This is a genomic window from Paenibacillus sp. 203, from assembly GCF_037027525.1.
Taxonomy (GTDB): domain Bacteria; phylum Bacillota; class Bacilli; order Paenibacillales; family Paenibacillaceae; genus Paenibacillus; species Paenibacillus polymyxa_B.
In genome coordinates, this window is sequence record NZ_JAXCHD010000012.1 from 114,759 (window position 1) to 129,607 (window position 14,849).

Genomic DNA, 14,849 nt, shown 5'->3' on the forward strand with positions numbered 1-14,849 from the left:
CAAAGGCAACGATGCACATCCACCACAAGCCGGGAGAGAACATGGATGTGGATTGGGCCGGAAAAATAAACTGAAGTTAGTGTTTAAACACTAACTTCAGTTTAAGGGAGGAATTATGAGTATGGAAATTTTTGAGCAGTATGAATCCAACGTAAGAGCATATTGTAGAAACTTCTACGATGTGTTTGACCGGGCTAAAGGTGCACTGATTTATTCAGAATCCGGAAAGAAATTTGTTGATTTTTTTGCAGGAGCAGGAGCTTTAAATTATGGACATAACAACGAATACATCAAACAAAAGATACTCGCTTATCTTGAATCGGACAGTATTACTCATGGGCTTGATATGTACACAAAAGCGAAACGTGAATTTATCGAAAAATTCTCGCAGATCATATTGGAACCCCGAAAGTTAAACTATAAAATTCAATTTTGCGGGCCTACAGGTACAAACGCTGTAGAAGCATCGCTGAAGCTTGCCCGAAAGATCACTAAACGGACTGGTATATTTGCGTTTATGGGAGGATTTCACGGAATGTCGCTGGGGAGTCTGGCTGTTACCAGCAACATTCAGAAAAGATCTTCCTCCGGCATAGCATTATCCGATGTTACCTTTTTCCCATACTCCGAGAGTCCAATTGACTCATTCGATACTATTGAATACATGGAAGCCGTTCTAAACGACGGTCACTCGGGAATCGAAAAACCGGCGGCTATTATATTTGAAACCATTCAGGCGGAAGGCGGCGTAAATATAGCTTCACCCGAATGGATGCTTAGGCTGAGGGAACTTAGCGACAGACACGGTATTCTACTGATTTGCGATGACATTCAGGTTGGCTGCGGACGCACCGGACCGTTCTTTTCATTTGAACGTGCCGGGATGATCCCTGATATTGTACTGCTTTCCAAGTCAATCAGCGGGTATGGCCTTCCCATGTCTATTCTGCTGATGAAACCGGAACTTGATGTCTGGAAGCCTGGTGAGCATAACGGTACGTTCCGGGGAAACCAGCTTGCTTTCATTGGAGCTACAGCTGCGTTGGAATATTGGGAAATGAATAATTTGGAACAGTCTGTGAAATATAAGGAAGCATTTGTAAGAGAATATTTAACCAAGCAGATTTTGTCATTACATAAGGGCCTGACCATTCGGGGTGCAGGTTTGATTTGGGGTATTGATTTTTCCAATGTGGAGGATGAGCGAATCACGCAAAAAGTAGTAGAGGAATGTTACCAAAACGGTTTAATCATCGAAAGCGCAGGAAGAAAAGACAGTGTTATAAAACTTATGCCTCCGTTAACCATCGAGCTTGAACTTTTGCAGCAGGGTTGTTCAATTATCAGACAAGCTATTCAAGAGAATATAAATAAAGTATTGGAGGTCGAAAGTTATGGATAAAATCGCCATTATAGGAATAGGATGCCGTTTGCCAGGAGGAATAAGGGGGCCTGAGGAGTTCTGGGAAGCATTGACTGCGGGAAAAGATATGACTTCCGATTTACCCGAAGGCCGCTGGGATTTAGAAAAGTTTTATGATCCTGACAAATCAAAGCCAGGCAAGCATTACACCTGTCATGGTGGATTTTTAGATAAAATAGATGAGTTTGACCCTTTGTTTTTTGGTATTTCTCCAAGGGAAGCGGCCTTTCTTGATCCACAGCAAAGACTGATGCTGGAGACATCATGGGAAGCAATGGAAGATGGAGGCTTGGATCCGGCCAAGCTAGCAGGAACCAATACCGGTGTCTTTGTAGCGGGCTTCACCCTTGACTATCAAGCAATACAATTTAAAAACGAATCGGTTGAAAGTTTAGATACACATTCGGCAACGGGTATGATGATGACAATGTTGTCCAACAGGATTTCATATATATATGATTTCAGAGGTCCAAGTTTGTCTGTAGATACAGCGTGTTCGGGCTCTTTGGTTGCAACACACCTTGCATGCGGGAGTTTATTGAATAATGAATGTAATCTCGCAATAGCAGGCGGAGTAAGTGTTATAGCTACACCTGAGTATACCATAGCGGAAAGTAAGGGTGGTTTTTTATCTCCCGATGGACGGTGCAAAACTTTCGATTCCAGTGCAAACGGTTATGCAAGAGGAGAAGGAGCCGGCGTTGTGGTTTTAAAACGCCTGTCAGATGCTATCGAAGACGGAGATAGGATTTATGCCGTAATAAGTGGATCGGGTGTAAACCAGGACGGCCACACAGACGGGATTACTGTTCCAAACGGGCAGGCTCAGGAAAACTTAATGAAGGAGGTATACAAAAAGGCAGGAATATCACCTTCAGATATAACATATATTGAAGCTCACGGCACCGGCACTCCGGTTGGAGACCCTATTGAGGCTAATGCAATAGCACGAGTGGTTTCAACAGACAGGCCAAAAGATAAAAAGTGTATTGTCGGATCTGTTAAGACAAACATTGCCCACCTTGAGGCCGCTGCAGGAGTTGCCGCACTGATAAAAGCTTCACTAATCATAAAGCATAAGCAAATACCTCCACATCTGCACTTTAAGAATCCAAACCCTAAAATTCCCTTTGACGATTTATGTATACGAATTCCTCAGACCCTGGAGCCTTTGCCGCAACCCGCATTGGTTGGCATAAATTCATTCGGTTTTGGAGGAACAAATGCCCATATCCTCTTGGAGGAAGCTACAGATCTCCAAAAAGAGGGTACTCCTGAAGTTAATGTAAATACCGGATGGCCATATATGATTCCCATATCTGCGCGCTCAGAAAAGGCGCTAAAAAACTATGCGCAAAAGTATGTTGATTTTATTAATGGAAGTGGAGAAAGTATTTCTTTATATGATATTGGAAGCATGATGAGCAAAAAGCGCACCCATCATGACTATAGACTAGCGGTTTCGGCATCTTCAAAGGAAGAACTTGCAGGAAACCTGGAAGCGTATATTAAAGGACAAGCACGCCAGGGGATGTCTGCGGGAAATGTTGAGGCAGGAAAGTACAATAAAGCTGTTTTTGTATATACAGGTATGGGGCCCATATGGTGGGCTATGGGCAGACAGCTCCTTGAAAAAGACCCTGTGTTTAGAAATATGATAGAAAAATGTGATAAACTTACACGTCAGTATGCTGGATGGTCTCTACTGGAGGAACTTCTCGCCGATGAGGAGAATTCACGTCTGGACCAGCCCCAGTTTGCTCAACCTGCCAATTTTGCTGTTCAGGTGGGTTTGACTGAAGTATGGAAATCCTTGGGTATTATACCCCATGCGGTGGTAGGACACAGTGTTGGAGAAGTGGCTTCTACATATGTTGCAGGAATTTACAGCCTTGAAGATGCCATGTTGGTAAGTATTCACAGAAGCCGTGCACAGCAAAAAGCAGTAAACAAGGGCACAATGCTGGCGGTAGGTTTACCAGAAAAAGAAGTTGTGGCCCTGCTGGATGAGAACATAAAAGGTGTTTCAATGGCAGCAATCAATAGCCCAAATTCGGTAACTTTGTCAGGTGATCCTGATGCCCTTGAGCAGATCCAAAAACAGTTGCAGGATAAGGGGGTTTTTGCGCGGCTTTTAAAGGTCAATGTAGCGTATCACAGTTACCAAATGGAACCATATGAGCAGGAGCTATTGGAGGCATTAAAAGGAATAAAGTCCCAGCCTGCCGGGATACCGATATATTCCACGGTTACAGGGAAAATGCTGACGGGTACAGAGTGTGATGGACATTACTGGTATAAAAATGTAAGAGAGCCGGTACGTTTTGAAGCAGCAATGTATGAAATGATTTCGTTGAATTATAACTTATTTATTGAGGTGGGCCCTCACCCTGTTTTAGCAGCTTCTATTTCTGATTGTCTGTCAGCTAAAAACGTTGAAGGTAAGAAGTTGTTCTCTATAAAAAGAAATGAAAACGAACAGGTTTCAATACTGGAGAACTTAGGGAATCTATATGCACTGGGATACCCTATAGATTGGAACAAGATTTACCGGTACCAAGGTGAGTTTGTAAGTCTCCCTCTTTATCCATGGCAATGGGATAAATACTGGATGGAAACGCAGGAATCAAGTGAATTTAGGCAGGGAAAAAATAAGCACAAGTTTTTAGGACGCCGTTTGAAAACTTCCAGCCCTATATGGGAGATTGAACTTAATACTACCTATATGACGTATCTTTCTGATCATAAAATACAAGGTATAGAAGTTTTCCCCGGAGCAGGGTATGTAGAGCTGGGAATGGCTTGTGCCAGAAGCTATTTTGGAGAGGGTTTTTATACAGTTGAAGATATAAAGTTTGAAAATGCTTTATTTTTAAATCAAGGAGTATCACCTGTGGTGCAGGTGGTTTTGGATCCAAAAACCGCAAAATTCGAGATTTCAAGCAGGATACCGGGACAAGATAAGACTTGGACATGCAATGCATCCGGCACAATAAGAAAACGGCAAAACATAAAGATCACTGCTAAAGATGAGTTGATTCAAATACTTGGCAATTGTACCAAAGAATACGGAAAAGAAGTATGTTATAAAACCTTCTATCAAATGGGTTTCCATTATGGTCCTTATTTCCAAGGTATAGACAAGATATGGAAAGGTGATAACGAAGCTCTTGGCAGGATCGAGATCCCTAAAATACTGGAGATTGATAGCTCTATCTACGGTCTTCACCCGGCGGTATTGGACGCCTGTTTCCAGGTTACCATTGCGGCAGTTGCACCACTTAATGAAGATGAAAATAACGAAGGCCAATCATTCCTACCTGTAGGAATAGACAGGGTGCAGCTTTATGGAAGGCCGGAGCCTGTCATGCTTTGTCATACGCAGATGGTAGATAGGAAAGATAATAATTTGAACGCCAACATCCGTCTATATAGTGAGGACGGAAATCTAATCGCCGAAATACTGGGCATAAGAACTAAGGAACTTGGAAATAGTGGAGGGTCTGATGCTGGAAGAGTTAAGGATTATCTTTATGAGATAAACTGGGAGCTTCTAAAAAGTGAAGAAGTTGATACCCGCACAGCTGCTGCTAACTCTGGAGCATGGCTTATTTTTGTGGATCATAAAGCAGCAGGAAAAGAACTGGCAAATCTCCTTGAAAAAAGGGGAGAAGAATGCTTTATGGTATATCCTGGTGAGAATTTTGGTTGGCAGTATGAAGAGCGTGAGATATATATAAACCCTCGAAGCATTGAGGATCTTAGAGCGTTGTTTGATGAATTCTCAAAAATTAAAACGAAGCTAACAGGTATTGTATATATGTGGAGCCTCAATATCCTTGAGATCCAGGAAGTTAGCAATACAGCTATAGAAAAAGCTTGTTTTGAAAACCTGTTTGTATTAAAACACCTGGTACAAGCAACCACAAATCTGGGATTAAATTTTAAGCTGTGGGTTATTACAAGAGGAGCCCAAATGATCAACAGGGCTACTCCAAATTCTGCATTCTTACAGTCGTTGGTATGGGGCCTTGGCACCGTCATAGGTTACCATGAGTTGCCTTCAAATTGGGGAGGCCTTGTAGACCTTGACATAGAGGCCAATGCGGGTGAAATGGAAATGCTGTTAAAAGAAGTCTTAGGTAATGGAGAGAACCAAATTGCTTTCCGTAATGGGAATAGACTTGCAGCAAGAATCGATAAACTGCGGATTGATATGCAGCATCAAGTACCCGTACATCTTCGCCCCGATGGAAGTTATGTTATTACAGGTGCTTTTGGTGGCATAGGTATGATTACAGCCCAGTGGATGGTTGCCAAGGGAGCAAGACATCTGGTACTGCTTGGACGCGGAGAATTTCCAAAACGTTCTGAATGGAACAATGTAGAGCCAGGCAGCAGCCTTGCAGAGAGGATTGAGTTTGTTCGTAAGCTGGAGTCCCAGGGGGCAACAGTATATATTGGATCAGTGGATGTAACTGATGAGGAAAAGCTTGCTGGATTTTTTAAAGATTTTGATAAGGAAGAAAGGCCTCCTATTCGAGGTGTTGTACATTCTGCTGGTATTACGGATGATCAATTTCTTGAGGTTAGTAAAGATGAGACTTTTTATAGGGTCCTTTCGCCTAAGGTAAATGGTGCATGGAACCTTCACCGTATGACAGAGGGACGGCCTATTGACTTCTTTATTTTATTTTCTTCAGTTGCTTCTGTATTTGGTTCACCAGGCCAGGGAGCATATGCAACTGGGAATGCCTTTTTGGACTCACTTGCACATTACCGTTTATCGAGAGGACTTCCTGCACTGAGTATCAATTGGGGACCATGGTCAGAGGTTGGAATGGCTGCAAGGTTTATGGAACGTGATCCGGAGTATTATATACAAAAATCCATAGAATCTGTAACGGTAGAAAAGGGAATTAGGGCTATGGAGCACCTTGTTGGAGAAGCTGTTGCACAGTCTGTGGTTCTACCTATACTCTCGTGGCAAACGTTTGGGGAAAAATGGTTCTCACCCATGAGTTCTCCACATGTGCTTAAAACTCTTTTGCAAGATGAGTCAGGACAACAAGAGAATATAAATAAATCAAAGGTGGATGTTGATATCCTGGAGGATATTATTTCATCTCCAATACAGAGCAGGCAGAATATCGTTGAAATGCATATTAAAACAATAGTAGCGAAGGTTTTGCGTTATAATCCTGAGGATCTAAGTACCAAACAACCACTAACTGTTTTTGGGATGGATTCATTAATGGCCACCGAAATAAAAAACAGGATGGAGGTTGCCTTTAAAACACCTGTTTCCATAGTAGAACTTCTTAAGGGTTCCAGCATATACGATCTTTCCGAGCAAATGATATCAAAGCTATACGAATCGGGAAAGATTTCAGAACAGGATTCCCTAAATATGGGTAAGGCTGAGCTTGAAAGAATACCTAAAGTTTCTGAAAAAGAGTACTATGAAACCTCATCTGCACAAAAGATGATGTATATCATTAATAATCTTGAGGGTAACAACATTGGGTATAACATACCTGTGGGAATTTTATTTGAAGGTGGGATTGAAAGGGTTGCCCTTGGGGAAGCATTAAAAACATTGATACAAAGGCATGAAGCATTTAGGACATCCTTTGAGATGATTGATGGGGAGCTTGTGCAAAGGATACAAGATGAAGTTGATTTTACTATAGAATATTTTGAGTCTGAGGAAGACGGAGTAGAGAAAATAATCGATGAATTTGTAAGACCGTTCGATTTAAGCAAAGCACCCTTAATAAGAGTAGGTCTTATAGAAATCCATGCTAGCAGGCAAATACTTTTGCTTGATGTACATCATATAGTCTCAGATGGAACTTCAATAATCAGGACTTTTGATGAAATAGTTTCTATATTAAGTGGTGAAAGCCTTCCGGCAATGGAGGTGCAATATAAGGATTTTGCCCAGTGGCAGAATGGCTTGTTTAGCACTGAGGTTTACAAAAAGCAGGAAGAATACTGGCTTAATAGGTTCAAGGGTGAAATTCCTATCCTTGATATGCCTACAGATTATCCTAGGCCTGTCCTTCAAAGCTTTGAAGGAAATAGGTTGCTATTTGATTTAGACAGTCATTTGATGGATAAATTAAATGTACTTTCCTCCCAAACAGGAGCCACCGTGTATATGATACTTCTTGCGGCATTAAATACACTAATGTATAAATACTCAGGACAGGAAGACATAATTATTGGTACTCCTATAGCGGCAAGAACTCATTTTGATACTGAAAGAATACTGGGGATGTTTATAAATACCCTGGCATTAAGGAATTTCCCAGAGGGAAATAAGGCCTTTACTGAGTTCTTGGAAGAAGTAAAAGAAAGCTCCTTAGAAGCATATGAAAATCAGGAATACAGGTTTGATCAGTTTGTGACAAAACTTAACGTAAAGAGAGATTCAAGCAGAAATCCTTTATTTACTGTTATGTTTAATATTGTTCCTTCTGATGAGCATATTATGGAACATCGTGGTGAATTAAAGTATTCCAAATATCCGGTTGAAAGTAAAACATCAAAATTTGACCTAACATTCCAGTTGATACCAGATGGTCATAATACAATATTATGGATGGAATATGCTACACGTCTGTTTAAGAAGGAGACGGTAGAAAGGCTTGTTCAGCATTACTTTAATATCCTTGAAGAGATAACCTCAAACCCTGAAAAAAAACTATCAGAAATCAATATGTTATCCCAAGAAGAAAAGGAGCGAATAATATACGGCTTTAACGATACGAAGGTTGAATTTGAACATCACCTGACGGTACACCACCTGTTTGAGCAGCAGACGAAAGTACGTCCAGACAATATAGCAGTAGCGTATGAAGGCCGTAGATTTACATATGGCCAGATCAACCAAAGGGCAAACAGGATAGCAAGGTACATGCTAAAGGCTGGCACTGGTAGAGAAGAAGCCGTAGTTGTCATGCTGGAGAGGGGACCCTTATTTGTAGAATCGGTACTTGGTATATGGAAAGCAGGGGGGGCTTACATACCTGTAAATCCAAAATACCCTACACAAAGGGTGCTTGATATATTTAAGGAATCTAAAGCTGCCTATGTGTTGACCTTATCAGATTATGTGACCCAGCAGCTTAGTGAGAACTATAAAGGCCGAATTATATACCTTGACCAGTGTGAAAAAGAGATTGAGGCTGAAAGTGGCGAAAACCTAGATCTAGATATAGACATAAATAGTTTGGCCTATGTTATATATACATCTGGTTCAACTGGTGTACCAAAGGGAGCTATGATAGAGCATCTTGGCATGATAAACCACATCCATGCGGAAATAAAGGAACTTTGTATAACTAACAACAGCATAATATCCCAGAACTCGCCTCAATACTTTGATGTATCTGTATGGCAGTTCTTTGCAGCCCTAACCATAGGAGCTCAAATTATCATCTATCCAGATGAAATAGTAAAGGATGTTGCAAGGTTTACGAATCGGATCATAGAAGATGGCATAACGGTCCTTGAGGTGGTACCTTCATACCTTGCTTTAATGCTTGAGTATGTGGAAAATACAGGGAATAAACCGGAAAAACTTCATTACTTGCTGATAACGGGAGAAACCGTAAAATCCGGCATAGTAAGGAAATGGTTTGACCTATGTCCAAATACTAAAGTAGTTAATGCCTACGGACCTGCAGAGGCAGCGGACGATATTACTCTATATACTATGGAAGCTGCTCATGAAGGAGAGAACATTCCTGTAGGCAAGCCTATACAAAATATGAATCTATATATAACAGATAAAAACATGAACCTGTGCCCTATCGGAGTAAAAGGAGAGATCTGCGTCTCTGGAACAGGTGTAGGAAGGGGTTATTTAAATGACCCTGAAAAAACAGCCCATGTATTCCTTGAAGATCCTTTCAGAGAAGAAAAGGGGATAAGGCTGTACAAAACAGGAGACCTGGGAAGATGGCTGCCTGACGGGAATATCGAATTCCTGGGCAGAATAGACCATCAGGTTAAGATCCGCGGATACCGAATAGAGCTTGGAGAAATAGAAGCTCAGCTTCTAAAACATTCTTCAATAAAAGAAGTTGTGGCAGCAACAAGGGAAGACCCCCAAGGGAACAAGTACATCTGTGCATATATAGTTGGAGAAAGTGAATTGACAATACCGGAATTAAGGGAGTATCTCTCCAAAGATCTGCCAGACTACATGATCCCTTCATATTTTGTACAGTTGGAAAAACTGCCTTTATCAGCGAATGGCAAGGTAGATAGAAATGCCCTGCCTGCCCCTGATGGAAATATTAATACAGGGGTAGACTATGCTGCACCATTCGGTGAAATTGAGGAGAAGCTTGTACTGATATGGAGCCAAATCCTTGGAGTCCAGAAGATTGGAGTAAATGATAACTTCTTTGAATTAGGAGGAGACTCATTAAAGGCAACCAATCTTGTATCAAGGGTTCATAAAGAATTTGACATAGAATTTGCATTAAAAGAAGTGTTTATGGGTCCTACAATTTCGGCAATAGCAAAAAGTATTAAAAATAGACTTAACGATACAGTGGAAATCGAAGAAATTTTAAGCATGATTGAAAATCTATAAATAGGAATTAAAAGAGATGAAATAGAGAAGAGGGACGAAGTTATGGATAATTTGATGAAAAGAATAGAATCTCTTTCTCCAGAAAAAAGAAAGCTATTTGAGACGATGCTAAAAGAAAAAGGAAAAGATGTTTCAAAATATACGCCAAATGCCTTTTCTGGAATACCTTCTGCCAGAGAGCAGGAATTTTACCCTATGTCATCTGCCCAGAAAAGGCTGTATATACTAAACGAGCTTGAAGGAGCAGGTACTGCATATAACATGCCAGGCGTCGTACTGCTGGAAGGAAACATTGATGCAGTACGCTTCGAACAGGCATTCAAGGAGCTAGTAAAAAGACATGAGGCTCTGCGCACATCATTTCATATGGTTGAGGGTGAACCAGTACAAAAGGTTCATGATTACGTGGATTTCAGTATTACGTACCTGGAACTGGATGAAGAAAAAGCAGCAGAAATAGTCAAAGAATTCATAACGCCCTTTGATCTTAGCCAAGTTCCATTACTGAGAGTAGGACTTGTAAAAACGAACGAAGACAGGCGTGTTATGATGTTTGACATGCACCACATAGTATCAGATGGTATATCAGTCAATATACTTATGAGTGAGTTTTTGGATTTGTACCAAGGGAAGACCCTTTTGCCACTACGGATACAGTACAAGGATTTTTCTGTATGGCAGAAGGAGATGTTTGCCGGAGACTCAATAAAGAAGCAGGAAGAATACTGGCTCCAGACATTTAAGGGTGATATACCGGTACTGGATATGCCTACTGACTATCCAAGACCGGCGGTACAAAGTTTTGAAGGAGATGCTGTAAGCTTTGAAATAAACCCTGAACTTTCAGTCAAACTAAATAAGCTTGCAACAGATAATGGAGCTACCTTATACATGGTACTGATGGCTGCATATAACGTACTCCTGTCCAGATACACTGGACAGGAAGACATCATAGTTGGAAGTCCTGTAGCCGGAAGGCCCCATGCTGACCTGCAGGGTATCATTGGTATGTTTATAAATACCTTGGCCATAAGGAACTATCCTGAGGGAGAAAAGACCTTCGTCCAATTCTTGCAGGAAGTAAGGGAAAATGCGTTTTTGGCTTTTGAAAATCAGAACTACCAGTTTGAAGAACTTGTAGAAAAACTTAATCTCATGAGGGACATGAGCAGGAATCCTCTTTTTGACACTATGTTTGCACTGCGCACTTCAAACAAGACAGAATTTGCAGCATCGGGTATAAACTTCAAACAATACAACAACTGGCTGGAAGGCAGAAAGGCAAAATTTGACCTTATGCTTGAAGTGGTAGAGGGTCAAGAAGGTATAACATTTAACCTTGAATATTGTACCAGGCTGTTTAAGAAGGAGACAATAAAAAGGTTTGGAACCCATTACTTAACCGTCCTTGAAGAGATAACGGCATGCCCTGAAAAAAGGTTGTGGGAAATTGATGTACTGTTACAGGAAGAAAAACAGCAAATCCTATATACCTTTAACGCTACAGAGGCACAGTATCCTAAAAACAAGACTATCCATCAGCTTTTTGAAGAGCAGGCAGAGAAGAACCCTGATCATGTAGCTGTGGTATTTGAGGGTAAAAAGCTTACATATAGTGAACTCAATAAAAAATCAAATGGGTTGGCCCATGTATTAAGGGCTAAAGGAGTCAAACCGGACAGTATCGTAGGTATTCTGGCAGAACGCTCACTTGAGATGATAGTAGCAATCCTAGGGGTATTAAAAGCAGGAGGGGCATATCTTCCCATAGATCCAGATTATCCTGAGGAAAGAATAAGTCATATGCTGGAAGACAGCCGGGCAGTGATCCTGTTGACCCAATCACATTTTATAGACAAATATACATCAATAGGTACAGTAATAAATTTAGAAGATGAGCAGGAATATTCAGATGAACAATATAACTTATCGGAGGTAAATAAACCTTCCGATCTAGCTTACTTAATATATACCTCAGGCTCTACAGGTAAACCCAAAGGGGCAATGATAGAGCATAGAAACATAGTAAGGCTGTTATTTAACAGTAAAATGCAGTTTGATTTTAACGAAAATGATGTATGGACTATGTTTCATTCTATGAGTTTCGATTTTTCCGTATGGGAGATGTACGGGGCGTTGTTATATGGGGGCAGATTGGTGGTAGTTCCTAAAATGACAGCACGCAGCAATGTAGAGTATCTGAGACTTCTAAGGAATGAGAAGGTGACCGTATTAAATCAGACACCTTCAGCCTTCTATAATATAGCCAATGAAGAAGTATCATATGAAGAAAAAGAACTTAAGATAAGATATGTCATATTCGGAGGGGAAGCATTAAAGCCTGCATTGTTGAAGGAATGGAGAAAGAAGTACCCGCAGACTAGACTCATCAATATGTATGGAATAACCGAGACAACAGTGCATGTCACATATAAAGAGATAGAAGAGGAAGAAATTAGATCTAATGTGAGCAGCATAGGAAGGCCTATACCAACCCTTACAACATATGTAATGGATAAGAACATGAAAGTTGTTCCCATTGGAGTAGCCGGAGAGCTTTGTGTAGGAGGAGACGGAGTTTGCAGAGGATATCTTGGAAGACCGGAGCTTACAAAGGAAAAGTTCGTTCAAAATCCGTACAAGCCGGAAGAGAGGTTATATAGATCTGGAGACCTGGTCCGGTTATTATCTGATGGAGAAATGGAATACCTGGGTAGAATAGACCACCAGGTAAAGATAAGAGGCTTTAGGATAGAGCTTGGTGAAATAGAAGCACAACTGCTAAAGCATCCTTCAATTGAGGAATCTTTGGTGATTGCAAAGGAAGACCATCAGGGCAGTAAATACCTGTGTGCATATATAGCGGGAGAAAATGAGCTGACAATATCAGAACTAAGGGAGCATCTCTTAAAAGAACTGCCCGAATACATGGTACCATCATACTTTGTGCAGCTTGAAAAAATGCCATTGACAGCTAATGGCAAGATAGACAGGAAGGCATTGCCTGAACCCGAAGGTAATATAAATACGGGAATAGAGTATGAAGCGCCTATAGGCGAATTTGAAGAGAAGCTTGCACTGATTTGGCAAGACATCCTTGGAATTAAGAAGATAGGAAGAAATGACAACTTCTTTATGTTAGGTGGACACTCTTTAAAGGCTACAAGCCTTGTAGCGAGAATTCACAAAGAGTTCAATATAGACATGCCTCTTAAGGAAATATTTAAGGCTCCAATTATAGCGGAAATAGCAAGGTATATGAAGGAAGCAAAGGAGAGTATATATCAATCCATCCAAACTGCTAAAGAGATGGAATACTACCCTATGTCATCAGCCCAAAGAAGGCTGTATATATTAAATCAGTTTGAAGGAGCAGGGACAGCATACAATATGCCAGGCAGCTTGCTGGTTGAAGGCAGTATTGATCTGGAGCTTTTTCAGAAGACCTTCCAACAGCTTATAAATAGGCATGAGACCCTTCGAACATCTTTCCATTTCATAGAGGGTGAACCCGTCCAGAAGATCAATGATCCTGTGGGTTTTAGTGTAGTGTATCTAGAATCTGACGAAGAAAAAGTGGGGGAAATCGTAAAAGAATTTATAAAGCCGTTTGATCTTGGAATTGCTCCGCTGCTAAGAGTAGGCCTTGTGAAAACGGGAAAAGACAAGCATGTCATGATGTTTGACATGCACCATATCATATCTGACGGTACGTCCATGGATATACTGGTACATGAGTTCATGGATATGTATGGAGGAAATAACCCTTCTTCCCTCCGTATACAGTACAAGGACTATTCTGTTTGGCAGAAGGAACTATTTGCTGGGGACAAAATAAAGAAGCAGGAGGAATACTGGCTCCAGGAATTTAATGGAGAAATTCCTGTGCTGAATATGCCAGTAGATTACCAAAGGCCTGCGGTTCAAAGCTTTGACGGAGGTTTTATCCGTTTTGAAGCAGGCAGTGAGCTTACGGGAAAACTTATTAAGCTTGCAAGGGATAATGGGGCTACTCTTTACATGACATTGCTTGCTTCATACAACATACTGCTGTCTAAGTATACGGGGCAGGAAGATATTATAGTGGGAAGCCCTATAGCTGGAAGACCTCATACAGATTTACAAGACATAATAGGTATGTTTGTAAATACTTTAGCCATGAGGAACTATCCCCAGGGAGAAAAGACCTTTGCTGAGTTTCTAAAGGAAGTAAGGGAAAACTCTATAAGGGCTTATGAAAATCAGGACTACCAGTTTGAAGAACTGGTGGAAAAGCTTAATGTAAAGAGGGATATGAGCAGGAATCCTCTTTTTGATACTATGTTTGTATTGCAAAATACCGGCTCATCAGAATTGAAGATAGATAGGCTTAAGTTTATACCCTATACAAATGAATTTAGAATATCCAAATTTGACTTGACATTAAATGCTCGGGAAACCCAGGAAGGTATTGCATTTGATTTGGAATATGCCACAAGGCTGTTCAAGAAAGAGACTGTAGAAAGGTTTGCAGCCCATTACCTTAATGTTCTGGAAGAGATAACGGTTTATCCTGGAAAAAGGTTGTCAGAAATTGATATGCTTTCACAGGAAGAAAAGCAGAAAATACTATATGACTTTAACGATACAAAGGTCCGGTATCCTAAGGATAAGACTATACATCAACTGTTTGAAGAGCAGGTAGAAAAGACACCCAATAATATTGCTGTAGTGTTTGAAGATAAACAGCTGACTTATAAGGAAGTAAACGAAAAGGCAAACCAACTGGCCAGAAAATTAAGAGAAAAGGGAATAAAACCTGATAGTGTAGTGGGA

Annotated in this window: 3 protein-coding genes; all 3 read left to right on the forward strand. The window is 40.8% G+C overall.

Going from position 1 to position 14,849, the window contains the following annotated elements; translation table 11 throughout:
• Positions 1-121: 121 nt before the first annotated feature.
• Positions 122-1,402, forward strand: coding sequence for a diaminobutyrate--2-oxoglutarate transaminase (gene ectB, locus WA407_RS22630; RefSeq protein WP_025719505.1), 1,281 nt, complete (start codon positions 122-124; stop codon positions 1,400-1,402).
• Entirely contained in the window at positions 1,395-10,034 is an 8,640-nt protein-coding gene (locus WA407_RS22635; RefSeq protein ID WP_025719507.1) for a hybrid non-ribosomal peptide synthetase/type I polyketide synthase, read from the forward strand. The genes ectB and WA407_RS22635 overlap by 8 nt, the downstream gene beginning before the upstream one ends.
• A gap of 42 nt (positions 10,035-10,076) precedes the next feature.
• Positions 10,077-14,849: amino acid adenylation domain-containing protein (locus WA407_RS22640; protein WP_336078423.1), on the forward strand; the 4,773-nt coding region annotated here is incomplete at its 3' end.